The 23,902-nt window shown below is 44.8% G+C and carries 23 protein-coding genes and 1 other RNA gene; 16 read left to right on the forward strand and 8 right to left on the reverse strand.

Features of this window, described 5'->3' with window-relative positions; translation table 11 throughout:
- The first annotated feature begins 10 nt into the window (after positions 1-10).
- The 3 genes from ONT08_RS07825 to ONT08_RS07835 all read left to right on the forward strand — a co-directional run bounded on the left by ONT08_RS07825 (position 11) and on the right by ONT08_RS07835 (position 4,491).
- Positions 11-1,258: a DUF4861 domain-containing protein gene (locus tag ONT08_RS07825; protein WP_264959653.1), complete on the forward strand. Its 1,248-nt coding sequence runs from the start codon at positions 11-13 to the stop codon at positions 1,256-1,258.
- Between the two features lie 260 nt (positions 1,259-1,518).
- Entirely contained in the window at positions 1,519-2,298 is a 780-nt protein-coding gene (locus ONT08_RS07830) for a gliding motility protein GldB (protein ID WP_254973369.1), read from the forward strand.
- Positions 2,299-2,301: 3 nt separating this feature from the next.
- Positions 2,302-4,491, forward strand: coding sequence for a S9 family peptidase (locus ONT08_RS07835; RefSeq protein ID WP_264959654.1), 2,190 nt, complete (start codon positions 2,302-2,304; stop codon positions 4,489-4,491).
- A 108-nt stretch (positions 4,492-4,599) separates the two neighbouring features.
- On the opposite strand, the gene ONT08_RS07840 is transcribed toward ONT08_RS07835, so the two are convergent.
- The 3 genes from ONT08_RS07840 to ONT08_RS07850 form a co-directional block, all read right to left on the reverse strand.
- Entirely contained in the window at positions 4,600-5,133 is a 534-nt protein-coding gene (locus ONT08_RS07840; protein WP_264959655.1) for a hypothetical protein, read from the reverse strand.
- A gap of 61 nt (positions 5,134-5,194) precedes the next feature.
- Positions 5,195-6,058, reverse strand: coding sequence for a sigma-70 family RNA polymerase sigma factor (locus ONT08_RS07845; protein WP_119236163.1), 864 nt, complete (start codon positions 6,056-6,058; stop codon positions 5,195-5,197).
- A 185-nt stretch (positions 6,059-6,243) separates the two neighbouring features.
- Complete coding sequence (locus tag ONT08_RS07850) at positions 6,244-7,713, reverse strand: trypsin-like peptidase domain-containing protein (RefSeq protein ID WP_254973373.1); 1,470 nt, start codon at positions 7,711-7,713, stop codon at positions 6,244-6,246.
- A gap of 428 nt (positions 7,714-8,141) precedes the next feature.
- Here ONT08_RS07850 and rnpB point away from each other — a divergent pair.
- The 3 genes from rnpB (at position 8,142) to ONT08_RS07865 (ending at position 9,543) form a co-directional block, all read left to right on the forward strand.
- An RNA gene (gene rnpB / locus ONT08_RS07855) (RNase P RNA component class A) lies at positions 8,142-8,572 on the forward strand.
- An 86-nt stretch (positions 8,573-8,658) separates the two neighbouring features.
- The gene (locus tag ONT08_RS07860) at positions 8,659-9,096 is read left to right on the forward strand and encodes a hypothetical protein (protein WP_119236162.1); all 438 of its coding nucleotides are present in this window, start codon (positions 8,659-8,661) and stop codon (positions 9,094-9,096) included.
- A gap of 39 nt (positions 9,097-9,135) precedes the next feature.
- Entirely contained in the window at positions 9,136-9,543 is a 408-nt protein-coding gene (locus tag ONT08_RS07865; protein ID WP_118080795.1) for a YkvA family protein, read from the forward strand.
- Positions 9,544-9,729: 186 nt separating this feature from the next.
- On the opposite strand, the gene ONT08_RS07870 is transcribed toward ONT08_RS07865, so the two are convergent.
- Positions 9,730-9,873 carry a hypothetical protein gene (locus ONT08_RS07870; RefSeq protein WP_006847479.1) on the reverse strand — a complete coding sequence of 48 codons (144 nt, stop codon included), beginning with the start codon at positions 9,871-9,873 and terminating at the stop codon, positions 9,730-9,732.
- A gap of 195 nt (positions 9,874-10,068) precedes the next feature.
- Here ONT08_RS07870 and ONT08_RS07875 point away from each other — a divergent pair, with 195 nt between their 5' ends.
- The 3 genes from ONT08_RS07875 (at position 10,069) to ONT08_RS07885 (ending at position 11,009) form a co-directional block, all read left to right on the forward strand.
- Complete coding sequence (locus ONT08_RS07875) at positions 10,069-10,227, forward strand: hypothetical protein (protein ID WP_153081167.1); 159 nt, start codon at positions 10,069-10,071, stop codon at positions 10,225-10,227.
- A gap of 49 nt (positions 10,228-10,276) precedes the next feature.
- Positions 10,277-10,678 carry a DUF5053 domain-containing protein gene (locus ONT08_RS07880; protein ID WP_006847481.1) on the forward strand — a complete coding sequence of 134 codons (402 nt, stop codon included), beginning with the start codon at positions 10,277-10,279 and terminating at the stop codon, positions 10,676-10,678.
- Between the two features lie 181 nt (positions 10,679-10,859).
- On the forward strand, positions 10,860-11,009 hold the full coding sequence (locus ONT08_RS07885) for a hypothetical protein (protein ID WP_254973377.1): 150 nt from the start codon (positions 10,860-10,862) through the stop codon (positions 11,007-11,009).
- Positions 11,010-11,308: 299 nt separating this feature from the next.
- On the opposite strand, the gene ONT08_RS07890 is transcribed toward ONT08_RS07885, so the two are convergent.
- On the reverse strand, positions 11,309-11,404 hold the full coding sequence (locus ONT08_RS07890) for a smalltalk protein (RefSeq protein WP_153072405.1): 96 nt from the start codon (positions 11,402-11,404) through the stop codon (positions 11,309-11,311).
- A 97-nt stretch (positions 11,405-11,501) separates the two neighbouring features.
- A complete protein-coding gene (locus ONT08_RS07895; RefSeq protein ID WP_437183603.1) occupies positions 11,502-12,176 on the reverse strand; it encodes an HU family DNA-binding protein in 675 nt (224 codons plus the stop codon).
- Positions 12,177-13,234: 1,058 nt separating this feature from the next.
- Here ONT08_RS07895 and ONT08_RS07900 point away from each other — a divergent pair.
- From ONT08_RS07900 to ONT08_RS07915, 4 genes are all read left to right on the forward strand, one after another.
- Complete coding sequence (locus ONT08_RS07900; protein ID WP_117588194.1) at positions 13,235-13,948, forward strand: PmeII family type II restriction endonuclease; 714 nt, start codon at positions 13,235-13,237, stop codon at positions 13,946-13,948.
- 70 nt (positions 13,949-14,018) lie between these two features.
- Positions 14,019-15,410, forward strand: a complete 1,392-nt coding sequence (locus ONT08_RS07905) for a hypothetical protein (protein ID WP_264959656.1) — start codon at positions 14,019-14,021, stop codon at positions 15,408-15,410.
- Between the two features lie 11 nt (positions 15,411-15,421).
- Positions 15,422-17,065: an ATP-binding protein gene (locus tag ONT08_RS07910; protein ID WP_264959657.1), complete on the forward strand. Its 1,644-nt coding sequence runs from the start codon at positions 15,422-15,424 to the stop codon at positions 17,063-17,065.
- Between the two features lie 459 nt (positions 17,066-17,524).
- Complete coding sequence (locus tag ONT08_RS07915; RefSeq protein ID WP_264959658.1) at positions 17,525-17,671, forward strand: hypothetical protein; 147 nt, start codon at positions 17,525-17,527, stop codon at positions 17,669-17,671.
- A 258-nt stretch (positions 17,672-17,929) separates the two neighbouring features.
- On the opposite strand, the gene istB is transcribed toward ONT08_RS07915, so the two are convergent.
- Together istB and istA are read right to left on the reverse strand one after the other, a co-directional pair.
- Entirely contained in the window at positions 17,930-18,661 is a 732-nt protein-coding gene (istB, locus tag ONT08_RS07920; protein ID WP_118201903.1) for an IS21-like element helper ATPase IstB, read from the reverse strand.
- 14 nt (positions 18,662-18,675) lie between these two features.
- Positions 18,676-20,232, reverse strand: a complete 1,557-nt coding sequence (gene istA / locus ONT08_RS07925; RefSeq protein ID WP_264959393.1) for an IS21 family transposase — start codon at positions 20,230-20,232, stop codon at positions 18,676-18,678.
- 216 nt (positions 20,233-20,448) lie between these two features.
- Between istA and ONT08_RS07930 the strand changes: the two genes are divergently transcribed.
- The 3 genes from ONT08_RS07930 (at position 20,449) to ONT08_RS07940 (ending at position 23,802) form a co-directional block, all read left to right on the forward strand.
- Positions 20,449-20,730 (forward strand): DUF3127 domain-containing protein, encoded by a 282-nt coding sequence (locus ONT08_RS07930; RefSeq protein ID WP_264959659.1) that lies wholly within the window; start codon positions 20,449-20,451, stop codon positions 20,728-20,730.
- Between the two features lie 108 nt (positions 20,731-20,838).
- Positions 20,839-21,249 (forward strand): hypothetical protein, encoded by a 411-nt coding sequence (locus ONT08_RS07935; RefSeq protein ID WP_215652439.1) that lies wholly within the window; start codon positions 20,839-20,841, stop codon positions 21,247-21,249.
- Positions 21,250-21,261: 12 nt separating this feature from the next.
- A complete protein-coding gene (locus tag ONT08_RS07940) occupies positions 21,262-23,802 on the forward strand; it encodes a YfjI family protein (protein ID WP_264959660.1) in 2,541 nt (846 codons plus the stop codon).
- Positions 23,803-23,902: the final 100 nt, after the last annotated feature.

Consider the following 23,902-nt stretch of genomic DNA (forward strand, 5'->3'; position numbering starts at 1 on the left):
TTAAAAATCTATGAAGAAAAAACAAATGATGATGGCGCTGGTTTCGCTGATGGTTCTGTCAGCCCAGGCGCAGGCTAATTTCCAGGTGTCGGTTTCCAATCCTTCCAAGGTGGCAAGAACCGATGCTCCGGTGGTGGTAGATCTCAGCAAGTTGGGCGCTATCGGCGACATTCAGCGCGCTGTAGTAACCGTTGACGGCAAGGAGATTCCTTCACAGCTCGATGACACCAACCGCGATTGTACCAACGATGAACTCTGTTTCCTTGCCGATTTGGGCAAGAAAGAAACCAAGACCTATCAGGTGTACCTCTATCGTGAGGGTGAGCAGGCACAGTATCCGGCTCGTACCTTTGCCGAACTCTGCTTGCCAAGCAGAAACAGGAAGCTGGCTAAGAACAGGCAGGATATTTATCTGCGTAGCATCTCGTTTGATAAGAAAACCAAGGATCCTTATCACTACGTCCATTCTCATGGCATCTGCTTCGAAAGTGAACTGATTGCCATGCGTGTTTATTTCGACCATCGTCAGACCATCGATCTTTATGGCAAAATCAACAAGGGACTGGTGGTTCAGGATACGCAGTTCTATCCTTCAGAAGAGCAGATTCAGGCTGGTTCGGGCGATGATTGCCTCTGGGTAGGCAATACCTACGGACTGGGTGCGCTCCGTGGCTGGGACGGTAAAGAACAGGTGCTGTTCAACAACGTGAAATACCAGGAGCAGCGCGTCATTTCAGAAGGTCCGCTCCGTGCCATCGTCGAAGTCGTGGATAAGGGTTGGGTTCCGGCTCCGGGCTTGCAGCCTGTCAATGCCACCATCCGTTACACCATCTATGCCGGTCATCGCGATTTCGATGTAGATGTATTCTTCAACAAGGATGTTTCTGATTATCAGTTTGCTACAGGACTCATCAACGTGAAGGGTTCCAGCGAATTTGCTGATGGCAAGGGATTGCGAGGCTGTTATGGCAGCGACTGGCCAACAGGCAAGGACGATGGAAAGCACAAGCTGGAGACCGTAGGCTTGGGCATTTATGTGCCACAGTCAGCCCTGGTAAGTCAGCAGCCAGCCAATAAGGATTGCTATACTCAGGTGGTGAAACCTGCAGGCAGCCAGCTCAGTTATAAGCTTGCTTATACCAGTGCCAACGAAACCTATGGTTTCAAGGGCGAGAAGGAGTGGTATGAGTGGTTGAAAGCCTGGAAGAAGCAGATAGAAGAGCCGGTTCAGGTTTCTGTTTCTGTCATCATCCGATAAGCAGTTTCTTTTATCATCCGATAAGCAGAAAAACTGCGCAAATAGCCAGCAATGAGCAAAAAAGCCTTACGTTTTGCTCATTGCTGGCTATTTTGCAAACAAATTTAAGAGAAAATCCCATTTTTTTTGCGAATGCGTATGAATTTTTTAGCAAAAAAGCTTGGTAATTTAAATAATTTTTAGTATTTTTGCAGTCGTAACTCGAAGATTTGTAAATTATCGTGAAAAGGTTTTTTAATTATATAGTCATATTAGCAATTGTGCTTCTCAGTTCGGCCTGCGAGTTTAAGTTCAAGCCGAACGAGGAAGGAGAGGCTGTGCCCCTGTCGGTACAGCGTTACGACCGATTGGAAAGCAGATATCTTACTACCGGTGATTTCTCAGCCCTGCAGCAGATGAACACCGATTACCCGATAGAAACCCGTACGCTGATAGAGAAAATGCTCCAGCTTGGCACCATTACCGACGCCAATATCAGCAACCGTTTCCTCATGTTCTATCAGGATTCTACCCTGCAGGCACTTATTGCCGATGCTGAGGCAGAATTTGCCAATATGGATGACATCAACGAGCAGCTGAAATCTGCCTTCTCGCGTCTGAACAGTTGGATTCCGGAGCTCCAGCAGCCTTGTTTCTATGCCCAGATTGGCGCTCTCGACCAGAGCATCGTAGTAGGACAGCACTCAGTAGGAATTTCGCTCGATAAATACATGGGCGAAAACTATCCGCTCTACAAGAAGTTCTATACGCCGCAGCAGCGCAGCACCATGTCGCGCCAGTATATTGTGCCTGATTGCCTTACCTTCTATCTGCTGAGCATCTATCCGATGGATCAGTTCGACACCCGTCCGCAGCTCGACCGCGATCTGCACATGGGCAAGATTATGTGGGCTGTAAACAAGGCGATGGGCAAGGAGATTTTCAAGACCAAGTATGTGAATACAATCAACGCTTATGTAAAGCGCAACCCTAAAGTAACAGTAAAAGAACTGCTCAAGGACGAAGATTATTCGCCTATTGAGGCATTACATAAAGATTAACACATGAAAAGATTCCCAGTTTTTATTGCAACTGTCATGATGGTTTCAGCAATGCAAGCTGCAGATAAACTCGACCTGAAGGCCATTACCTCCGGCGAGTTTGCTGCCTCTTATGTTACCGGTATTAACCCTATTGATGGCACCGATTTGTACGCTTCTATCAGCAATGATGGCAAGCAGGTTATCAGTTATTCGTTCAAGACGGGCAAGCAGATGAGCATCCTCTTCGATGTGAACGCCGTCAAGGCTCCCTTCGAACAGATAGAGGGTTATGTAATCAGTCCTGATGGTAAGAAATTGCTTATCATGACCCATCGCGAGGCTATCTACCGCCGCTCGTTCAAGGCTGAGTATTTCGTATACGATATTGCCAAGAAGAGTTTGAAGAAACTTTCCCAGGGCGTTAACCAGCAGGTGGCTACCTGGTCGCCTGATTCACGCCACATCGCCTTCGTAAAGGATAACAATCTCTTTGTTACCGATGGAGATAAGGAAACCCAGATTACCCGCGACGGTAAGTTCAACGAGGTAATCAATGGTATTCCTGATTGGGTTTACGAAGAGGAGTTCAGCTTCAACCGCGCCTTTGCATGGAATGCGGATGGAACTGCCATCGGATGGATACGCTTCGACGAATCGCACGTAAAGACTTATTCTCTGCAGATGTTCGAAGGTTCTCATCCTACCCATAGCGAGTATCACGACTATCCGGGAGAGTATTCCTATAAATATCCTAAGGCTGGACAGGACAACTCTAAGGTGAGCCTCTGGAGCTATGATATGAAGAACGGCAAGACCGTGGCGCTCGATGTGCCTGTAGATTCCGACGGCTATTATCCACGCATCAAGACATCGCCAGATGCCAACAGTCTGATTGTCTATACGATGAACCGCCATCAGGACGACATGCGCCTCTATGCAGTCAATCCTTTCACCGGCAAGAGCAGGATGCTCATCAAGGAGAGTGTGCCTAAGTTTGTAAAGGAAGAGGTGATTGAAAACAGTATCGTGGGCAAGAAGAATATCCTGCTGCCTAGCGACCGCGACGGCTTCATGCATCTCTATCTCTATGATATGAACGGCAAGCTCCTGCGCCAGGTAGAGAAGGGCAACTATGATGTTACCTCTATCTACGGAATGGATGAGAAGACGGGCGATGTATATTTCCAGGCTGCCAAGCTCAATGCGCACGACCGCCAGGTTTACGTGGCTCATAAGAACGGAAAGGTGGAGCGCCTTACCGATGCGGCTGGTTCCAACTCGGCTAACTTCTCGGGCGATTACCGCTATTTCGTCAATACCTGGAGCAGCTACAGCCATCCTTATGTCTTCACCGTACGCAGCAACAAGGGCAAGCTCATCAAGACATTGGAAGACAACAAGCAGCTGCTCGAAAAGACCCGAAAGTATAATTGGGGCAAGCGCGAGACTTTCTCTTTCACCACTTCCGAAGGTGTGAAACTGGACGGCTGGATGGTGAAGCCTGTAGATTTCGACGCCAGCAAGAAGTATCCTGTCATCCTCTTCCAGTATTCCGGTCCGGGCAACCAGCAGGTGCTCGATTCATGGAGCACGGGCAGTATGGGCAATGGCGGTGCTTTCGATTATTATCTTGCTCAGGAAGGATTCATCATTGCCTGCGTAGATGGTCGTGGAACAGGCGGTAGAGGAGCTGAGTTTGAGAAGTCTACTTATCTCTGTCTGGGCGATTTAGAGTCGAAAGACCAGGTTGAGACAGCTCTCTACATGGGTTCTCTGCCTTATGTAGACAAGGATAATATCGGCATTTGGGGCTGGAGCTATGGTGGTTTCAATACGCTGATGAGTATGAGCGAGGGCCGTCCTGTGTTCAAGGCAGGTGTGGCTGTGGCTCCTCCTACCTGCTACCGCTTCTATGATTCGGTTTATACTGAGCGCTACATGCGCACTCCTAAGGAGAACGAAGAGGGTTACAAGGTGAACCCTATCGAGCGTGTAAAGCAGCAGCATGGTGCGTTGCTTATCTGTCACGGATTGGCAGATGACAATGTGCATCCGCAGAATACCTTCGAATATGCTGAGGCGTTGGTTCAGGCAGACAAGGACTTCAAGACCCTGTGGTACACGAACCGTAATCACGGCATTTCGGGTGGCAATACCCGCAACCATCTGCTTCGCCAGATAGCTGACTGGTTCAAGCAGAATTTGAAGTAGAAAATGATATGATATAAAAAAGTGAAGCCATTCCCGGCAGAAAACGGGAATGGCTTCTTAATTTAATGTTAACCTTATTACTTTGCGGAGTAAGGATCGTTTGACTTCTTATTCAGTTTTAGCGCCTTTTCTGCGCTTTTCTTTCTTGGCTTTTTTAGCCTTCTTCACTTTTACCTCTTCAACCTCTTCATCGTTTGGCTGAACAGATGAAAAATGAAAATCTGTAGGGTTGATGGTCTTCACCTGATAAGGGCTAGGCGCATCGTTCATCTGCTGTCCGTTCTTTGCCTTCTTAGCCTTTGGCTTCTGAACGTATCTTGCATAGAGTTTGTTCCATTTCTTTTCAGCCTTCTTCTGGTTGAAGTCGAACATCACGATACACGTGCGGTTGCCGGCACCTTTCTGCTCCAGATAGTCGCGCAACTGGTATGAATAGTTCTCGCGGCTTACCAGAAACTTGTTCTTGCGGGTGAAATAGGCAGAATCAACCTTCTGAACGTCTGTGAAATAGACTGTAGAGTCATTAAACGACGAGGCAAATCCAAAGATGTATGCAGTCTTAACTTCGTTCTTGGCTGATGCAGAGAGCGAGCTGAAACATGCTAATGCAATAGATGCTAATGCAATTTTTGTAATTTTCATTTCTTTTTCTGTCTTATTTTGTTTTGTGCTGTCTGCCCCATCAGTCATGCAGGATCTTTCCTTATCCCAGATAGGACTTCAGCAGTTTATCTGTCGTTTTGTTCCGGAGTCGCCTTATCGTTTTTTCCTTGATCTGGCGTACTCTTTCCCTGGTGAGATGATACTTGGTTCCGATTTCTTCGAGCGTCAGTTCAGGTGTTCCTATGCCATAGAAGGCAGCAATGATTTTCTGGTCTTTGTCCGGCAGCGTCTTGAGCAGTCTTTCTATTTCTGCTCTCAGCGACTCTGTCAGCAGTTCATTGTCGGTCGGATCATCCGAATTGGCCAGCAGGTCGAGCATGCTGCCCTCTTCATCATCAGAAAAAGGAGCATCCACGCTCAGGTGGCGGCTTGTTGACGAAGCCTTCATGGCGTCCTCTATCTTGTCTTCCGGCAAGTCTACGCGGTCAACCATTTCGTCTAAACTCGGTTTGCGTTCAAACTCCTGTTCGAACTTACTCATTTCTCTGTTAATCTTGTTAACGCTTCCCACCTGGTTGAGCGGAAGGCGCACAATTCTGCTCTGCTCGGCTATGGCCTGCAGAATGCTCTGGCGAATCCACCATACGGCGTAAGAGATGAACTTAAAGCCTCGGGTTTCATCAAACTTCTGTGCGGCTTTGATAAGCCCCACATTTCCTTCGTTGATAAGATCAGGCAAACTGAGCCCCTGGTTCTGGTATTGTTTGGCAACAGACACCACGAAACGGAGATTGGCTTTTGTTAATCTCTCCAATGCCCTACGGTCACCTTTTCTTATACGCTGAGCGAGCTCCACCTCTTCATCTGTAGAGAGCAGCTCCTCATGAGCAATATCTTGAAGATATTTTTCCAACGATGCGCTTGCGCGATTCGTAATTGACTGAGTAATTTTTAATTGTCTCATGCTGGCATCAAATTTTAAGTAGTTGCAAAAATACACTTTTTTGTTTAAATACCAAAAAAAATAGTAGATATTTTTCAGAAATACCTACTATTTTATTGTTTTTTGTCTGTTTCTTGAGTTTTTTGGCAGTAAAAAAGCCTTTTTCACTACTCAATCATGAGACGTTTCTCTTAAAACTCTTACCCTTAGTCTTTCTGCAGCGGAACAGCGAAGTAAGCCTTCTTGCCTGTTGGCCATATACCCTGGATGTAGAGCACTGGGTCCTTGCTGGTAGAAGCACTCTTTACAGCCTTCTGCAGGTCATCGAGCGATGTGATGTTGTTGTCGTTGATGCGCTGGATGATGAAACCGCGTGAAATGCCACCATCCTTCAGGGCGCCGCTGTTCACCTTCATCACCTCTACACCATACTTGATGTTGAGCTGGTTCTTCTGGCTCTCAGTAATAGGGCGGAAGCTGCCGCCGAGCACGTCGAGGTCGGCACTCTTGATAACCGAAGTATTACCCTGGGCATTCTTCAGCGTGATGGTCTTGGTGCTTGCCTTCTTGTTGCGCAGGTAGGTGATGCTCATCTTGTCGCCAGGGCGCTTGCCGTTCAGGATTTCCTGCAGCTCAGCCATCTTGGTCACCTTCTTGCCGTCAACCTTGGTAATCACGTCACCTTCCTTCAGTCCTGCATCAGCACCGTTGCCGTCTTCATCAACCTTGGCAATGTAAACACCCTCATTGGTTCCCAGGTTCACATCCTTGCCGTTCTCCTTCTGGGCGTTGATATAGTTCAGCACATCGCTTCCCTGTATGCTCAGCATCACGCGCTGTACGCTGCCGTATTTCTTCAGGTCGTCTACCACCTTATTCATGATAGAGGTAGGAATGGCGAAACCATAGCCGGAGTAAGAACCGGTCTGTGAATAGAGCATGGCGTTGATGCCTACCAGTTCGCCCTGGGTGTTGACGAGTGCACCGCCCGAGTTACCTGCGTTGATGGCAGCATCGGTCTGGATGAAACTCTCTACACCGTTGGCACCGAGTGAACGTGCCTTGGCAGAGATAATGCCGGCTGTAACCGTATTGTTCAGGCCGAATGGATTGCCCACTGCGATGACCCATTCACCCACCTTCACCTTGTCGCTGTCGGCGATAGGCAGGGTAGGCAGGTTCTTGCCGTCTACCTTGATGAGGGCGAGGTCGGTACTCTTGTCGGTTCCGATGATGCGTGCAGAGTATTCACGGTTGTCGTTCAGCGTTACGGTCAGCTCGTCAGCACCTTCTACCACGTGGTTGTTGGTAACGATGTAACCGTCTGCGCTGATGATGACGCCCGAACCGGTAGCCTCTCTCTTCGGAGTCTGTACTTTCTGCTTGCGTGTACCTCCGTTGCCCTGTCCCGGGTTGCCGAAGAAGCCGAACGGGTCGAAGAAACCTCCGAATGGGTCGTCCTGCACATCTACCGTCTTCACCTTCGAGTTCTGTACGTATTTAATATGTACTACAGCAGGCAGCGCCTTCTCGGCAGCATAGGTTAAGTCTACAGGCTGCCCTGCTGGCGCAGCGGTAGCTGCAGGTGTAGCATTTACTTTCATGAAAGCACCGGCTGAAAATGCGAGCGAACCAACGCAGAGCACAGCCACAACATAATTACTTAATTTTTTCATGTCTCTTTATTTTTTTATTGTTTACTTTTCTTTTCCTTGGAACTGCAACAGCTAATATCATGCCAAAAGTCAGCTTGTCATGCACCGCTCTGTTTTCCGGTTGCAAATATAGGGTCATTTTTTGAGATACGCTTCATTCTGTGCATAAATTTATTCCGTTTTAACATTTCAAATTAACACTTTAACGGCTATTAAACAAGAAATTCCCTAAATTTACAAATATTTGAATGTAAGCACGAAAACGTTAGTTCTGTATATGTAACTATCTTCTGCTGATTGATAAATATCTGTTAAACAATAGGGACTCAGAAACTCGGTTTTACCGGGGAAAAGAGTGAAAAACAGCCTTGCGAATAATTAATGATGCATAAAAAAGTGAGGAATCATGCGATAGTATCAAAAGTTTTTTGTACTTTTGCATGTCGAAAGCAGTGCTCCGGTCTGTCGCTGGCATCTTTCAGGTGCGAGAGGAAAGTCCGGGCAGCATAGAGCATCCCACTTCCGAAACTAGAAGCTATTGGTGACAGTAGGTGTCGGTAGAAGAAAATAACCGCTTTCACTTATCCCGTTTGTCCAGTCTGGGGTGGTGAGAGTAAGGGTGAGAAGGTGGTGTAAGAGACCACCAGCTGGCGGGTGATCGCCAGGCTGTGCCATCTGGGAGCTGTAAGCTCATGTATACCGCAGATTGAGGGCGGCTCGTCCGATTGCCTTAGGGCTGCTGTGGAGGGTAGAGTGCTTGAGCCCAAGGGTGACTTTGGGACTAGATAAATGACAGACATTCTTATATCTGATATGAACACAGCATAACAGCATATCTGATGTAAGAACACAGAACTCGGCTTACAGGGGCACTGTTTTCTTTTTCTTTTTCTGCATCGCAGCCTTTATATATAATAAGGTATAAGATGCATTCACTTTTAAACGATTTTAAAAACTAGCAAGATTATGAAACTCAGAGAACCGGAAAAGCAGATATTAGATGATTTCGAACATAAGGTAACGGGCAAGATTGAGAAATATGGCAATGAGCCCGATTTTCCAAAGTTTGAGAACTACGGCATTACCCGTATGGAGCTGGATGATTATCTTTTCGATAAGCAGGCAATACTCGACATGGGCGGTTCCAAGCGCAGCCAGCTCACCATCGGCGGTTTCATCACCGTCCTCCCCGTACTGGTGCTGTCCTGTTTCCCGGACAAGTCACCCGTCTACGACAACGGCAAGATGCTCGCCACGGTCATAGCCGTCATCATCGGTCTGCTGCTGGCGTGTTTTGTCAAGGCACTTCTTCAGATGATCATCGCCTATCGCGTGAGCCATCATAAGGAGCCTAAGATGGAGACCTTCATCAAGGCAGTCCTCTTCTACGAGAAGCGGTCGTAACTGTAAACTATAAATTATAAACTATAAACTATAAGTAGTATGACATTACCAGACTTTATGGACTATAAGGACAAATTCACCCAGCGTGCATTTGTCGAGAAGATTTCGCATGTTGCCAAACGTGCCGGTGCCAAGATGGTTTATACAGCGCTCATTCTCTATTATACGTTAGAGAGTGACAAGGTTTCGCTGAAGGACAAGGCTCTGATTGTAGGAGCCTTGGGTTATCTCATCAGTCCGCTCGATGTGATTCCAGACGCCATACCTATTGCCGGTTTGGGCGATGACCTTGCCGTATTGCTGTTTGTGCTCAAGAAAGTTTGGGGTGAGGTTTCAGAAGATGTAAAAGCAAAGGCTCAGGACAAGTTGAAGAAGTGGTTTGATGAAGATGAGATTCCATCAGCCGATGACCTCTTCAAGGATTCAGCCACCGATACACCGGTTTGATTTTTCTCTAGGGGGCAAGGCATAAGAAAATGAAAATGACCGGAAATGACCATGACCGGAAATGACCGGAATCTTTAGGGTTTGAAAATGATAATGACCCTTAATGACTTTGACCCTTCATGACCGGCTTTTAGGTAGAAACAAAAAAAGAGAGGGTGTGGCTTGTGACACACCCTCGTTTTTGTTTTATCCCATGCTGCTCGTTACTCCGAGCGTAGTAGCGATAGCGGTCAGGATGCTGCTGGCTCTCAGGTCTGCCCGTTCCAGCGCATATCTGGCAAGCTCCATGCTGACAAAGGAGGCTGCCTTATTACTTATTATCTTTTCCATACCTTATATATATAAATAGGTGAAACATTTCTTTCCTGCAAAGATACGCTTTTTTTCCGCTCATTTCCCGTATCAAGACGTTAAAAATGTGTTATACATAATAAATTTATTATGGGATATTTGTACATATTAAAATTATTATGTACCTTTGCAATCGAGTTAAGGAACATGTTTAATCAAGTAGATTTTTAAGCTATGCAAGAAGATTTAGAAAATGAAATCGAGAGAAAGAAGAAGGAAATCGAAGACTTTCTCCGAATCGTGAAATTCACCGGTCTTTCACAGAAGGAAATCGAAAAGAGACTTGATTATCTCTTAGATGACCTTTCAAGACTGATGAAGAATAGAAAGTAAAGTTTCACTTCCCCTCCTTTGGGAGGAGATTATAAAATATATTATTGATATGGAAAATATTAAGATTTTATTGGAGGAATATCAGTCTCTTGCTGGTAATACCGATGCAAGGAGCGAAGAGCGAAAAAAAGAAATTATCGCTAAGTTGGAAAAGATGGATAAGGATGCTGTTGCTGAAGTGGCAAAACCATTCGTGGAGGAGAATGTAACTCGCCTGGAGAGCGAAATGAAAGCTCTCCGAAGCCAGATAGATGCGGAGGATTACAAACTGCTTCCTATCTCTTATATTGCCAAGACCTATTTCAATAAGAGCGCATCATGGCTTTTGCAGCGTCTCAACGGATATCAGGTGCGTGGAAAGATTTATACGCTCAACCAGGAGCAGAAAGGCATTTTTAACCAGGCAGTCAAGGAAATAAGCAATCGCATCAGTGCATTGCAGTTAGCATAGCTAACATGTTCGATAACTCAACTCAGTCCCCGACACGATTCCGTGCCGGGGACATCAGCGACTCAACGCCTGCATGAGCAATATTAAAGCGGATTTACAAGCAACCGTTTTCTGATGGTCAGAAAGCTTAAACATAGTTAATACTACGATTAGTATCTCCGCTTTTGCAAAGTATATCGGTATGAATGCATCATTGCTCAGGCAATATGCCGCTGGCATCAAGGTGCCACAGGCCAAGAGCTTGAAAAGAATAAGGCAAGGCATTGCCAAAATAAAAGGAGATTTAGACGCTGGTCTCTTGATAGATAAACCAGTTTTACAGTATGTTTGAACGATGTGCAACCAAAAGTTGGTTGTGCTTCATAAAAATTAAATGAACTCTTGAGCCTCTGGTGCGAGATGCATCGGGGGCTTTTTCGTTCCGTCAGATTCCGGAAAATCATTCCTTTTCATTCCCCTCCCAACTGGGAAAATAGATATGCCCGCCACCCTCTTCAATGATTCAGCCACCGATACACCGGTTTGAAAATGATAATGACCCTTCATGACTTTGACCCTTCATGACCGGAATTCTCGGTAGAACAAAAATGGCCGCTCTCCTCATATTGAGGTGAGCGGTCGTTTTGGTTTTTATCCCATGCAGCTCGTTACTCCAAGCGTAGTAGCGATAGCGGTCAGTATGCTGATGGCTATCTGAAGAATTGTTTTCCAAGTGTTCGCTTTCATCTTTTTTGAATGTTGAATGTTGAGTGTTGAATGTTGAATTTTTTGTGGGCGGATAGGCTGGGCTAGGGGTTAGCACCCTAGCCAGTCTATCCTTGGGCTATTCGAGGCCGTCGCCAGTATTGTCCTTGCCGGTAGTACCGCCGCCTGATTCAGAGCCTTGGCCATCGCTGCCGGTCTGACCGGTGTTTGAACCACCTGGGGTAGAACCGCCTGGCGTATTATCCGGAGTAGTTGGCGCGTTGAGGTCAACGTTGGTCTTACCCTCCTTAATCGCCTTGATAACGGCTGCCTGAGCACTGCGGCTGGCTACGAGGTTGAACTCGGCGTCATCGCGAAGGTTCTTGAACTCCTGACCAGGCTCCCACTGAACCTTCACGCCGGTGATGTTCTGAGCGGTGAACTTGTCAGCATCCTCGGCACCCTTCGAGGTGAGAAGGAGAGAGAAATCACCGAGGTCGCCCAGACGGATTTTCTTGCCCTCGAGCAACATTTCACGCATGCAGTCTACGGCGATGTAGAGGATGGCGCTGATGTCGGCTCTCGAATAGACACTGCCATGAGAGGTGATGTGCTTGGCAAACTTCTCGATGGTCATGATGTCAGTGTACTGTGAGATGGCGAAAGCATTCTGCTTCTCAGTCTTCACGAGTTCCAGGTCCTTCTGGTCAGGATTCTTACCCTCCTTCTTCGCCTGGTTGATGCGTGACTTCGCCTGGTTGATTTCCAGAAGATTTGCGTTCACGCTACGCATTACGATGCTGTAATTAATCATACTATGTTATGCTTTAAAGAGTTTATTAAATCACAATTTCCCAGATGCTTTTTCTTGTCCTTTTCAGAGTCTTCATTGATGACCGGCGCCTGTCATCTTTTGTTCCCTGTCTCGGTCTTCATAGATGACCGCCTTTAGGTACAAAATAGCTTTCTTTCGATTGCTGGTGCAAAGGTACGAAAAAGCGCTGTAGGAAGCAATACTTTTCCGGCAACTTGAATTCAGTTTTCCGGAATCTTGTGAAATGGAGCCTTTCGAGAGTAGGTGAAGAGATTCATGGCAACGGGCTGCATCCGGTCATTAGTGACCGGTCATTATCGGTCATTAAGAAAAATCACTTCCGGTCATTTAGCCCCTATAATATATATTAAATATTTTAATATTATATTATAGCTCTCTTTTTCGCCCCCGAAAACCTTAATGACCGAAAATGACCGGGCATTAATGACCGGATTCTGAGGCTTTAATTAATACTCTTTTATGCTAGTATTGTACTTGTAATTTGTTTTGTATTAATGATTTATAATAAGACATTTATTTTTTTTTGTCTGTATATAAATGTATGGGAATAAACTACATATGTCAGCGTCCTTTCCTACAATATCGTTGCTTTTTTGCCCCACTTTTCGCCTTCCCTTCGCTCTCATTTCAGCCATAAATGCCCTTTCTTTGGAGCATGAATTGATGTGAGGAAGAGCATTTTTGCGTTTTTCCCTTTGGAAATCTATAAAACCACTTTGATATCAGTTCTTTTGCTTCTTTATATAGAAGAGTAAAAATATCGAACATGGCTATCCTAAGTATTTTTTATGTTATTATCCTTTGAATAGTTTCTTCCTTTAATATTGCTCTGTTTTGGGGCGGTAAGCATTATTTACATAATCAGCTTTTATACTCATTTCCTTGTATAAAAGGTAAAATCCCTAGGTAAGTCTTTTTCTACATTTTTGTGTTAATATTTATAATAAAATGTAGATGTTTCGCAATTATTTTGTACCTTTGAAGGCAATTCTGCTATAAAAAGCAGGCTATAAATATAAAATTTAATATATAAGGAAATGACAGAACAGCAAAAACAAGCAATTATAGAAAGTGGAAAGCAATATTTCCGTTCTATTATCATTCCTAATCATTTGAAGAATCTGAATAAGCTTCATCTGAGTAGCTTTGATATAAATCCGTTTCTAATCAACTATCTTGCAGCATTCATAAAGGAAGATTCTCAAATTATTGGTTTAGCTAAGGCTTTAGTTTATCCATATATATATGATAAGGTTATTGATGCAAGTAGCGAACAAAATGTTCAGTCATTAGTTTCCCTGCTTCAGGAAGTTACCGGAGGAGCATCCAATTTTGATGGTATTGATTTCGAATTTGTTGATGCTGTTGATGGTCGCCGTAAATTCTGTCAGTTCAAGGCAGGAGTCAAAACGATAAACAAGGATGATATTGCCTCTGTTCTCTGTTATTTCAAACCTCTTATAAGCCAGCCAAGTTTAGACTTACAGTTTGAGGATCTCGTAGTAGGAGTTTTATATGGTGAGAAAGATAATCTTTCTGATTATTATAAGACGATAGCTACACATTATCCTGTGTTGTGTGGTTCTGATTTTTGGCAGCATCTTACGGGAGATAAGAACTTTTATGCTCGTCTGCTCAAGGCAATGGGAGAAGTTCTTGATTTGGGAGATTTTGAAGGGAGCGAACTCATACAAGCCCCAATTGAGGAGATTGCAGAAGAAATTAAGCAGGAATGTTGTTTGATTCTCTGAACCCATATTTTGCCTATATAGTTCTAAAACAATAGATAATTCTGTAAACCTATAAAAATCATTTATGCCTATGAGTAGTTTTATGCCCTTGACAGAAACACAGTCAATGATATTTGACATCACCAAACTTCACCAGAAATATTGGAGAACGTTTTGTGATGTTTACTATGTTCATTTGGGATTTGAAACAGAAGAGGTACATTCTTATAAACAGAAATATGAAACTTTCTGTCGTCGCAAGAGTGTTTCCGAAGAAAAAGATTATGAAGAAAAACTCTTGTATGTAAAAATAGAAGATTTGGACTTTCTGAAATCGTATGCAGAATTATTCTTTACTCAAACAGAGAGTTTAGAATTCATAGCCTCGCTCTATTTTTTTGTTAAGAAAATGTGGAATATTGAGACTAAACTAAGACACGATGCTGAATTACTCTCTTTTATCTGCCCACGTTGTACTAAAGTTGATTATTCTAAGTATCTGCTTGATGAGAGCAAATGTCTTATAGTTCGCCAAGGTAACTGGCCAAATGTGAGAGAAGTTCTGAAATCTTCTATTTACAGTGCCATGTTAAGGGAAATTTTAGGTCAGGAAGCTTTTGATCATTATACGTTGGATTCACCTCAGTTCATTGATACTGCTTGTGGTAAAATAGAATACAATATGGCTGATGAAAGTATAAGGAATTTTGTAAATATGTTTATTGGGAGCCTAATTGAAGAATATAACAGTCGGCTTAATTTTTTTATTTCTGTACAGCCTAAGACTTCTAATTATCCTAAAGGATGTGAACAGATTGCTTTTCTCTATCGTTTGTTTATGTCGTATGAGGACTCTTTGCCTGAAATAAAGGATATATTGGATGAGTCTCCATCTCCGCTCAATCTTGAAGTTTTGCAAGAAGAACGCAATAATCTGATTACTAGCTTTAGAGAAACCACTCTCGGTAAAAGTTGGATGCAACGTATGCAATACAAAGATGGAATCGAACACGTTGCCAAATATTTTATGCATCATCTTAATGGTTTAACAAAGGAAGAAGAAACTCTATTCTTCTATACGCTTGACAAGATTTGTATTATCGAAGATATACTTAAAGGTAATGCAGATAAATATAGGTTAGACGTAAAATATCCTGAAGGATGGTTTGATAATTATTCATCAACAGAAGATTTAACCTCTCCTGGGTGTCCTTTTGTAAAAGAACCTTCTCAAACTGATGTTATTCTTTCTAAGATTAGGGAATATCAATCGGTAAAAAAGAAGCCTAAGGATCTGGCTATGCCTGTAAGGGCTGCCATAGATGCTGGGGTTATAAAAAGACCTACTTTAAAAGAGTATGAGGAAGTAAAGGGATTCGCAAAAATTGCAAAGTCTAGTTTCGAGGATTATACGAACCCTTGCAAACAGCCTTACAATGATTCTGCTTACAATGGGATGGTAGAAGTATTTAAAAAACTATAGGATTTTGAAAAATGAAAGAAAATTCGATATATGATGCTAAGTCGTTAATGACGGTTTTTGGGAAAAAGGCTGATTTTCCTGAACTAGCCAAGGATTGTGTTGCTTTTAGTAATGCTCAGGGTGGTTGTATGGATATAGGAATAGAAGACGGAGAAACATTACCTCCTAAAGAACAGGCTATTCCAGAAGAACTTCCTACGATTATAGTGAATAAAATTTCCGGATTAACGCATGGGGTTAGTATTTCAGCAGAAATCATTATTGCAGAGAATGGAGGAGAATTTGTACGCCTTCATATTCAGAGAAACCCTAGTGCTATTGCGGTGACTTCTTCCGGTAAAATTTATATTCGTATAGGTGATAATAGTATGCCTGTGGGGTCGGAAGATATTGCTCGTCTGGCTGCAGATAAAGGATGTTTGAACTGGGAGGATATAATTTCTACTTTCAGCTGGCATGATGCTGATGAGGAGAAACTGAATAATTTTTTGTATCTTATCAAGCATTCTGATCGTGTCTCTTCTTTTGTAAAACAGAAGGATGTAAAAGAATTGCTGGATTATTATTATATGACTGATGCTGATTCTGACAAGATGACGCAGTTAGGTGTATTATTTATAGGCAAGCAGACACAAAGAGGAAGAATTATGAATGCCCCTGTGATTCAAGTAATTAAATATGATTCATATGGGGACAAAGTTAATAAATGGTTATGGGATGATTTTAGCAAGACTCCATATGAGCAGATAAATGAAATTTGGAATGAGGTTCCTGAATGGCGCGAAAGTTCAGAAATCAGCGATGGAATGTTCAGACGTAATATACCTGCATATCCAGAGAGTGTTATAAGAGAGTTGATATCCAACGCTCTTGTTCATAGGCCTTATACCATTCGTGGTGATATATTCATCAATATCTATCCGGAATATATGGAGATAGTTAATCCTGGTCGGTTACCACTTGGAATAACTGTGGAGAATATTCTTCATAGCACCAAAAAACGAAACGAACACATGGCGGGAATCTTCTATGCTTTGCACCTGATGGAGCGGGAAGGTTCTGGATATGATATGATGTATGAAACATTGTTGTCTAATGGCAAGACTGTCCCTTATGTAGAAGAAGGTGAAGATTGGGTTAAGGTTAGAATTGATCGTCGAATTATAAGTCAGGAGATGATAAAGGTTATTGATCATGCTGAGAGAAATATGCTTTTTAAACAAAAGCAGCTTATCTGTCTTGGCCTGATTGCTCAAAATGAAAGTATTACGGCTACAGGGCTCATCAAATTACTTCATTTGAAAGATGCTGATGCCTTGCGCTCTTGGTTACATCCTTTGATAGAAAAAGGGTATGTGGTTGCTACCGATAAACGTTCGAAATCTAAAGAATATCAAGTTGATCCTAGAGTTCTGAAAGATAGTCAATACAAGGGGAAAACTACATTGAAGAGGATTGAAAATTACAGATTGAAGGAACTTATAATGGAGGACCTTAAAATTTATGGGCCTTGCTCTGTAACAGATATTCATGAACGAATAGGTAAAGAGATTCCTTTACGTAAAATTCAAATTCAAATCAAATCACTAATTGAGGAGTTGAAAATTACTGCTGAGGGACAAAAAAGATGGACTCTCTATCGTATAAAAACATAAAAAATGCGTTGAAAGGCTTTATATGTTTTTAAAAATGTTTTTATGAAAATTGAAAAGGAAGAAAGGGTAACCCTTTGGTAACCAGTAAAAATGCTGGTCTTTTTCGGTCATTTTCGGTCGTCCGGGAATGACCGATTTTGTTTTTAGGCACTTATATAATTTTATCTTATCTTTGCACTCGGATTTGGGAATCAGTTTTCTCATTTCCGAGTGTTTTTATTTTAGTATTAACCTGAGCGGAGGCGGGGAACCTCACAACGTGATTGAAGATGGCCATCGGGAATCCACGGCTTCTCTCGCAAACCGATCAGGAATCATGGCAGAAAAAAACATCAGCTTACGGCTCTGGGCATTGCCTATGAAGCCGTCATCAAGCTGGGCTATACGCACAGCAAACTGGCAAGGCTCGACAGCAGCATCAACTATCCTACGCTGAGGAATATCAGAGACGGGAAGAAGATGAAGAAAGCTACGGAGCGGTTCTATCTGAAACTCTTCTTCGACCTTATTAATAAGGAATATGAACGGCGAATGGCCTGTGGGGGCGACGGAGCCGTCAGCCTGCTTATCGTGATGAAAAACATCCTTGAAGCGGAGCTGAAATAAAAAGTGGTGAAAAGATGAGGGGGCATTCTTTCACCAACTATTCCGCCGCATCGAAAGTGTTGCTATCTTTGCACCAGCTTTAGCAAGGTTGGGCGGATTAAAGAAAACCTTAAAGGAAGGTTAGACTGACGATAGCGCTGTATCGGTACCAAGCGTAGCGGTGTAATCGGTACCATGCTATCACTGCAATCGGTACCGCTTGTATCGCTGCAAGCGGTACCAAGATTTCAGTTCTGCTTTTCAATTTGCAAAGGTAATTTATTTTTTCAATTTCTGGCGCATAGAATCGCCTTTTAACTCTATTTTACTTGCATTTGCCACCAAACGGTCCATAATGGCATCTGCCAAGGTAGGATCACCTATGTAATCATACCATTTGGCAATGGGAAGCTGTGAGGCGATAATGACGGACTTTCTTTCGTATCTCTCTTCTAGGATTTGAAGCATTGCGAGTCTGGTCTTGTCATCCATTGGCTGCAACCCGAAGTCATCCCATATGAGCAAGTCATACTTTTCCAGATTGGTTATCATCCTCAGGTACGACCCATCCAGCTTGCTGAGTGCAACTTTCTCCACAAAGCTGTTCATATTGAGATAGAGAGTTCTGTAGCCTAGCATGCAAGCCTGTCTTCCAAGGGCACAGGCAAGGAAGGATTTTCCGCAGCCGCACTTTCCTTGTATGAGCAAGTTCTCATGTCTGCGTATGAAGGCACAGTCGGCAATGGCGGCAAGGTCATCCTTGGTGAAGTTGCGGTCTGTTCCACAGATGACATCCTCTAAGAGTGCCGTATATCTAAGCTTGCTGATTTTTAGATACATGGCGGTCTTTCGATCTCGTCTGTCCTGCACCTCTGCATCCACCATCTTGGAGATGGCGACTTCCAGGGATGGGCGGTTCTGTACAGGAAGGCTGGTCATGGCCTCGAAGGAGGATGACATACCTCTGAGTTTCAACTCGTTGAGTTGTATGATGGTTTCTTGTAAGTTCATGTTACTATATATGTTTAAATGTTCATAAATGCCTCCGCGCCTCTCACATAGTCGTTCTGTGGCACATTTGAGACTGTTTCTTCCCCGTCAACTTGGTCAAGGTTCTTCTCCAATACGTTGCGGATGGTCGTGTAGGTGATGGATGAACAACCTGCCAGACGCTTGCAGGCCTTCTCCAGGCGCTCCTTGCCATACTTGCGCTTGAGAGACAGGACTCCTTGGCAGGACTTGTACGACTGCTCGACATGCTTCGTGCGATTGAGGATGGATTGGACTGCGGAAGTGGTGTTGCTGCCAACCAATGCTGCCTCCTCCAGAAAATAGGCGGCGTTATATCCCTGTCCGTGCTTGTAGGCAAGATGTTTGTCTGGCATATGCTCGTCAAGCGTGCTGTATCCAGATCCTTGGCGACGCTGATGGATGGCTATGCGAGAACTCCCGGAGTAAACCTCCACGGTATCTAAGTCCCACAGTACGCTCACCTTTTGCCCGACATACTGGTATGGCACGCTATAGTTGTGCTTGTCAACCATGACGTGATAGGTACCGGACAGTTTCACCTCCTTGCGATATCTGAAGCGGTATGGAGTCATGGGCAGTTTGCCCAACGTAGGTTGCTCTTCCGCCTCGAAGATGTCACGTCTGCTTCTCCCTGTCGTTCTGGACGGCTTTTCATTGAAGCCGTCCATCAACTCATAGATACGGGCATTCATACTCGGTAGATTGTAAAACACCTCGTCATGTAGCAGAGCGTAGACGGCATTGTAGGTCTTTTGGACGAGTCCCTCGACTGGACCTTTGTCCCTGGGAGTGCGAACCCTGCAGGTTTGGAGGGTTGTATCGTAGTAGGCGGCCCATTCCACGGCTGCATCATTGAACGCTGGCTCGTAGCGGTCGTATTTCTTCACCCACTGCTTCATGTTGTCACTCTTGGCTATGCGAGTTGTTCCGCCGAAGTAAGAGAAGGCATCGGATATACCGCCGAAGAAGTTCTCCATGGAAGCGTTGTACATAGCCTTGGCAAATCCCAAGCCGCTGTATGGCAGGATACAGACCAAGACGACAACCTTGGTTAGCTCACCTGTCTTCGGGTCGGTAAGCCACAGGGTATCGCCGGCGAAGTCAATCTGCATCTCTTCCCCAGGAATATAGGTGTTATGGAAGCTGAGGTTGTGTGAGTACTGATACTTACGGATTGACTTCTTGAACTGGGTGTATCCATATCCGTCGGGATGCTCCTTCTTGTATGACTCGTGCAGGGCTTGAATGGTGAGGTAGCGGTTATGCGACAAGTCTGACACATATTCAGGCAACAGCCCGTCCAGCACCTGACGTTGGGAAGATGGGGCTGCTGTGGGTTTGGACAACTGAAGGAAAGATTCTATTTCCCCGTCACTCATGCGGCCTATCACGCCATAGGACAAACCTTGGGAATCCGCCAAGGTCTTGTAACGGTTCAGTACGCCACGTCCCATGTGTAGTTGCTCGCAAATGGTGCGTTGCGGTATTTTTGCCGCTAGCATTTGAAATGAACGTTTTAATTTGCTCATGTTTACATTACTTTGTGCCATATCTATACAGATTTAAAAATTCTTCTGCAAAGATAGGCGGTTATTATTATACATGAGCAGAACTTTACATCTTTTTGGTACCGATTGGGGCGCTATGATGGTACCGATTCAAGTGATACGATGGTACCGAATGCAGTGCTATGATGGTACCGATTCATGCGCTATAGTGGTACCGATTCGCCGATACTGTCAGTTAGACCTTGCGGTTTATAGATTATGAACGGAATGTTTATGAGAGTGGTGCAGCAGGGTGAGGCTTTCGCTGTACAGAGTCAGAAAAGTGAGAACGGACAGATGATGAAATGCAACATCATTCTCCAGGAGATGGGCGGCAAGTATGAGAACCAGTATGCTGCTGCAATGCTGGGCAACATTGCCCAGTGTAAGTTCGCTCCGGGAACATTGGTGGCGGTTACGCTCCGATTCACGACTCGTGAGTATAATGGTCAGGTTTACCAAGACATCCTCGTTACAGACATTGAGAAACTTGGCAAGTAATTAATCTTGAATTGAAATAGGTGGCGTGAGAATTGTCCCGGGATAATTTGCGCAAACTGAAACTTACGACACTTCTTTCGTTCATCTTCAATTTTAATTTAAGATTTTATGAATGCAAAGAAAAATAATAAGGTTCAGAACAATGTTCAGAACCAGCAGGTGAATAATAACGGCTGCCAGCATGTGCAGCTCGGTGGAATAGCTTACTATGATGATAAGCAGTATTTCCTCTTCAGTCCTGATTCTGTAAATCAGGGGGTTGTAGAAGCTTTTCGCCGTCATGGTGTGGCTCAGCAAATGCAAGACGGAACATTTGATTTCGTAGCAGTTTCTAAGCCGAAAAGCCAGTCGGAACTGATTAAGAAACTGGCGCATGGTCGGTTGAGCAAGACCAAGGATGGGGCTATTCAGCTCACGCTGAAGGTGTTCTGCCATGAGGGACTCAACATCGCCCAAACGCTGACTGTTGAGTCAGCAGAAGGGGCTGATGCTTTAGTGGATTATCAATTAAAACGATAAGTAATAAGATAGATGAGTTGTTATTTAATTAAGGTGGAGAACGGGCACAAGGTTGCCCGCTCCATCACCTCGGAAGAGGAGTATAAGCAGCTGCGTGGAAGCAATGAGCAGAAGGCGAATCTTCGCCTGGCTCGTGCCGGAAACGATGCTGCGAAACGGAGACTGGTACAGTTTAATTATTCCGGCCATTATCCGCAAGGCGTGGTGAAGGGAATGAAACTGCCAAGCGGTGCTTTCGGATTTGATATGGATGAGCCGGAGGCTTTCGCCAAGGCTGCCAAGCTGCTGCTGAAAGAACCGGACAAGTATGGTCTGCTGATGCTGGAACGCAGTGCTCGACAGGGCGGACATGCGGTGTTTGAACGCGAAAAGGGCAAGACTATCTTGGAGAATCAGGTGAGGATTGCTACGATGCTCAAGTGCGAAATGGATACTTCGGCTCACGACATTAATCGGGTTTATTTCACGACCACATCGGATGACGAAGATTTGCTATTCCTTTCGCCACGACTCTTCAAGGATGAATATGATGAGGCTGCCGTGGCTGCTGAAGGGAAAGTCCTGGAAGAGCGTGAAAGATACGGACAGGAGGAACTGCCGGAAGGGGCGCACAAGGCAAACAAGCATTATGAGCCTTGGAAGGAAGAATTCAAGAAGGATTCTCAAGGGGTTTTTAAGGGGCAGGAATTTAAGAATTCGAGAAATTCTACTTCTGCTGCTTCAGCCTCTACTGCTTCTGCCTCTGCTGCGTCAACTTCTGCTGCAGCAGCTTCTTCTGCTTCAACTACTTCTGCTGCTCAGGACAATTATCTCGGGATTCCTTATGGGGAAATCATTAAGAAGTGGTGGCAGATGTATAATGATGGGCAGGAGCCGATGCGCTCCAACCGCAATACGCTGACCTTTGAACTGGCTGTGAATCTGCGCCACATCTGTGGTTTTGACCGCAATCAGCTGGCTCAGATTATTCCCTGCTACGATGGGTTTCCCGAACAGGAAAAGATGGCTTGCATCAACTCGGCATTGAACGAGAAAATCACGCAAATGCCTAAGCGACTGAAGGATGTGCTCTCTGCCATCCGTCAGGAACGAATGAAGCAGGGAAATGCGGGTGGTGGTTCGGCGGCTGACAATGAGGCGCTGGTAAATGCGCTGGACGAGGCTAACGCCAAGGATGATCTGTTCTATTATAATGCGCTGCCTAAGTTGCCGCAAGGCATTCGGGATTCCATCAGCGCAGTGGGTCCGGCACTGGCACTGCCTGTAATCACAGCCATCTGTCCTGCCATCGGAATGCTCGCAACGGGCGTGAAGGTTTCCGTTCACGGCAAGATGAACTCGCTGAACCTCATCTCCTACATCGCCGGAGATTTTGCATCTGGCAAGGGTAGTATTGACCCCGTGATTGACGCATGGACTTCGGAAGTGAAGGAAATGGACAAAATGTATCAGCAGAAGGAGGATGAATGGCGAGCCAAGAAACGTGCAGCCAAGAACAAGAAGGAGCAGCCGGAAGAGCCGAAACTGCCTGTAAGATGCTTGACACTGAACAATACGGTGGCAAATCTGGCTGAACGACTGGCTAACACGGAAGGCAAGCACGCCTTCTCGTTTACTCCGGAAGCTGACACCGTAGCACAGAAGTGGAAATCGGCAATGAGCGACTTTTCAGTCATGTTGAGACAGGCTTACGACGGAACAAGCTATGAGCGTGAAGCTAGAAGTGCAGATGCAGTGAATGTTCATATAGACAGACTGTTATGGAACGTAGTGATGTGTGGAACGCCTGATGCGCTCTATCGAGTAGTAAGCAATTATACGGATGGTTTCCAAAGCCGTATCATCGTGGCAAAAACGCCCGATAATACCTTCACTCCACTTTCTGACAACATGCATGTAATGAACGAACGTCAGCGCGACCGCATCATTCAGATTGCTCATCTTCTGCCTTTGCTGACCGGTGAGGTGGTTCTGCCCAAGCTGGAGGATAAAGGTAGGGAATGGCTGGAACAGATCAGACTGGAGACGATGAAAAATGATGACAAGGTGAAAGCCCGCCAGCGTTTCCGTATCTGTCCAACCACCATGAGAATGATGACCTGCATCATGCTCTGCAAGGTTCTGGAAACGCTGATTCAGAAGCATGGTTTCAATGGAGCCGAGAAACAGCTGAAGGAGTCGCCTGATTTGTGGAAGGGAATGCTCGTAAAGACGCAGACACCAGCTATGCTGAATGTCTTTGATGTGCTGGCTGATTATCAGTTGGATAATGCGCTCTACTTCTTTCGTAGCCGAATCGAAGAGGCTTTCTCATCCAAGAATTATTGCAGTCAGTCGCCCTACGATCGTACACATAGAGGTAAGAATGATTCCATCTTCGAACGTCTTGACGTAACTTTCACCTTTGAGCAGGCAGAGCAGCAGAGTGTTGCCGTAAAGGGCGCAACTGCTACCCATGAGACGGTAAGGCAGATGCTGAAGAATTGGAAGCGTCAAGGTTTGATCAGTATTTTACCAGACAAGCGTTATCAGAAAGTTACTTCTATCATATAAAATCCGGTCATTTCCGGTCATGGTCATTTCCGGTCATTTTGGTTTTCGGTTCTTAAATCAGCCTTAATGGCCGGCCTTGATCCAATTATTCATTATCAAT

It is taken from the genome of Segatella copri, assembly GCF_026015465.1.
Classification (GTDB): Bacteria; Bacteroidota; Bacteroidia; order Bacteroidales; family Bacteroidaceae; genus Prevotella; species Prevotella copri_E.

What these genes read in the sequence shown, in the direction of transcription:
- ONT08_RS07825 (WP_264959653.1), top strand. Translation starts at nt 11, where the DNA reads ATGAAGAAAAAACAAATGATGATGGCGCTGGTTTCGCTGATGGTTCTG.
- ONT08_RS07835 (WP_264959654.1), top strand. Translation starts at nt 2,302, where the DNA reads ATGAAAAGATTCCCAGTTTTTATTGCAACTGTCATGATGGTTTCAGCA.
- ONT08_RS07840 (WP_264959655.1), bottom strand. Translation starts at nt 5,133, where the DNA reads ATGAAAATTACAAAAATTGCATTAGCATCTATTGCATTAGCATGTTTC.
- ONT08_RS07845 (WP_119236163.1), bottom strand. Translation starts at nt 6,058, where the DNA reads ATGAGACAATTAAAAATTACTCAGTCAATTACGAATCGCGCAAGCGCA.
- ONT08_RS07850 (WP_254973373.1), bottom strand. Translation starts at nt 7,713, where the DNA reads ATGAAAAAATTAAGTAATTATGTTGTGGCTGTGCTCTGCGTTGGTTCG.
- ONT08_RS07860 (WP_119236162.1), top strand. Translation starts at nt 8,659, where the DNA reads ATGAAACTCAGAGAACCGGAAAAGCAGATATTAGATGATTTCGAACAT.
- ONT08_RS07865 (WP_118080795.1), top strand. Translation starts at nt 9,136, where the DNA reads ATGACATTACCAGACTTTATGGACTATAAGGACAAATTCACCCAGCGT.
- ONT08_RS07870 (WP_006847479.1), bottom strand. Translation starts at nt 9,873, where the DNA reads ATGGAAAAGATAATAAGTAATAAGGCAGCCTCCTTTGTCAGCATGGAG.
- ONT08_RS07875 (WP_153081167.1), top strand. Translation starts at nt 10,069, where the DNA reads ATGCAAGAAGATTTAGAAAATGAAATCGAGAGAAAGAAGAAGGAAATC.
- ONT08_RS07880 (WP_006847481.1), top strand. Translation starts at nt 10,277, where the DNA reads ATGGAAAATATTAAGATTTTATTGGAGGAATATCAGTCTCTTGCTGGT.
- ONT08_RS07885 (WP_254973377.1), top strand. Translation starts at nt 10,860, where the DNA reads ATGAATGCATCATTGCTCAGGCAATATGCCGCTGGCATCAAGGTGCCA.
- ONT08_RS07890 (WP_153072405.1), bottom strand. Translation starts at nt 11,404, where the DNA reads ATGAAAGCGAACACTTGGAAAACAATTCTTCAGATAGCCATCAGCATA.
- ONT08_RS07895 (WP_437183603.1), bottom strand. Translation starts at nt 12,176, where the DNA reads ATGATTAATTACAGCATCGTAATGCGTAGCGTGAACGCAAATCTTCTG.
- ONT08_RS07900 (WP_117588194.1), top strand. Translation starts at nt 13,235, where the DNA reads ATGACAGAACAGCAAAAACAAGCAATTATAGAAAGTGGAAAGCAATAT.
- ONT08_RS07905 (WP_264959656.1), top strand. Translation starts at nt 14,019, where the DNA reads ATGAGTAGTTTTATGCCCTTGACAGAAACACAGTCAATGATATTTGAC.
- ONT08_RS07910 (WP_264959657.1), top strand. Translation starts at nt 15,422, where the DNA reads ATGAAAGAAAATTCGATATATGATGCTAAGTCGTTAATGACGGTTTTT.
- ONT08_RS07915 (WP_264959658.1), top strand. Translation starts at nt 17,525, where the DNA reads ATGAAGAAAGCTACGGAGCGGTTCTATCTGAAACTCTTCTTCGACCTT.
- istB (WP_118201903.1), bottom strand. Translation starts at nt 18,661, where the DNA reads ATGAACTTACAAGAAACCATCATACAACTCAACGAGTTGAAACTCAGA.
- istA (WP_264959393.1), bottom strand. Translation starts at nt 20,232, where the DNA reads ATGGCACAAAGTAATGTAAACATGAGCAAATTAAAACGTTCATTTCAA.
- ONT08_RS07930 (WP_264959659.1), top strand. Translation starts at nt 20,449, where the DNA reads ATGAACGGAATGTTTATGAGAGTGGTGCAGCAGGGTGAGGCTTTCGCT.
- ONT08_RS07935 (WP_215652439.1), top strand. Translation starts at nt 20,839, where the DNA reads ATGAATGCAAAGAAAAATAATAAGGTTCAGAACAATGTTCAGAACCAG.
- ONT08_RS07940 (WP_264959660.1), top strand. Translation starts at nt 21,262, where the DNA reads ATGAGTTGTTATTTAATTAAGGTGGAGAACGGGCACAAGGTTGCCCGC.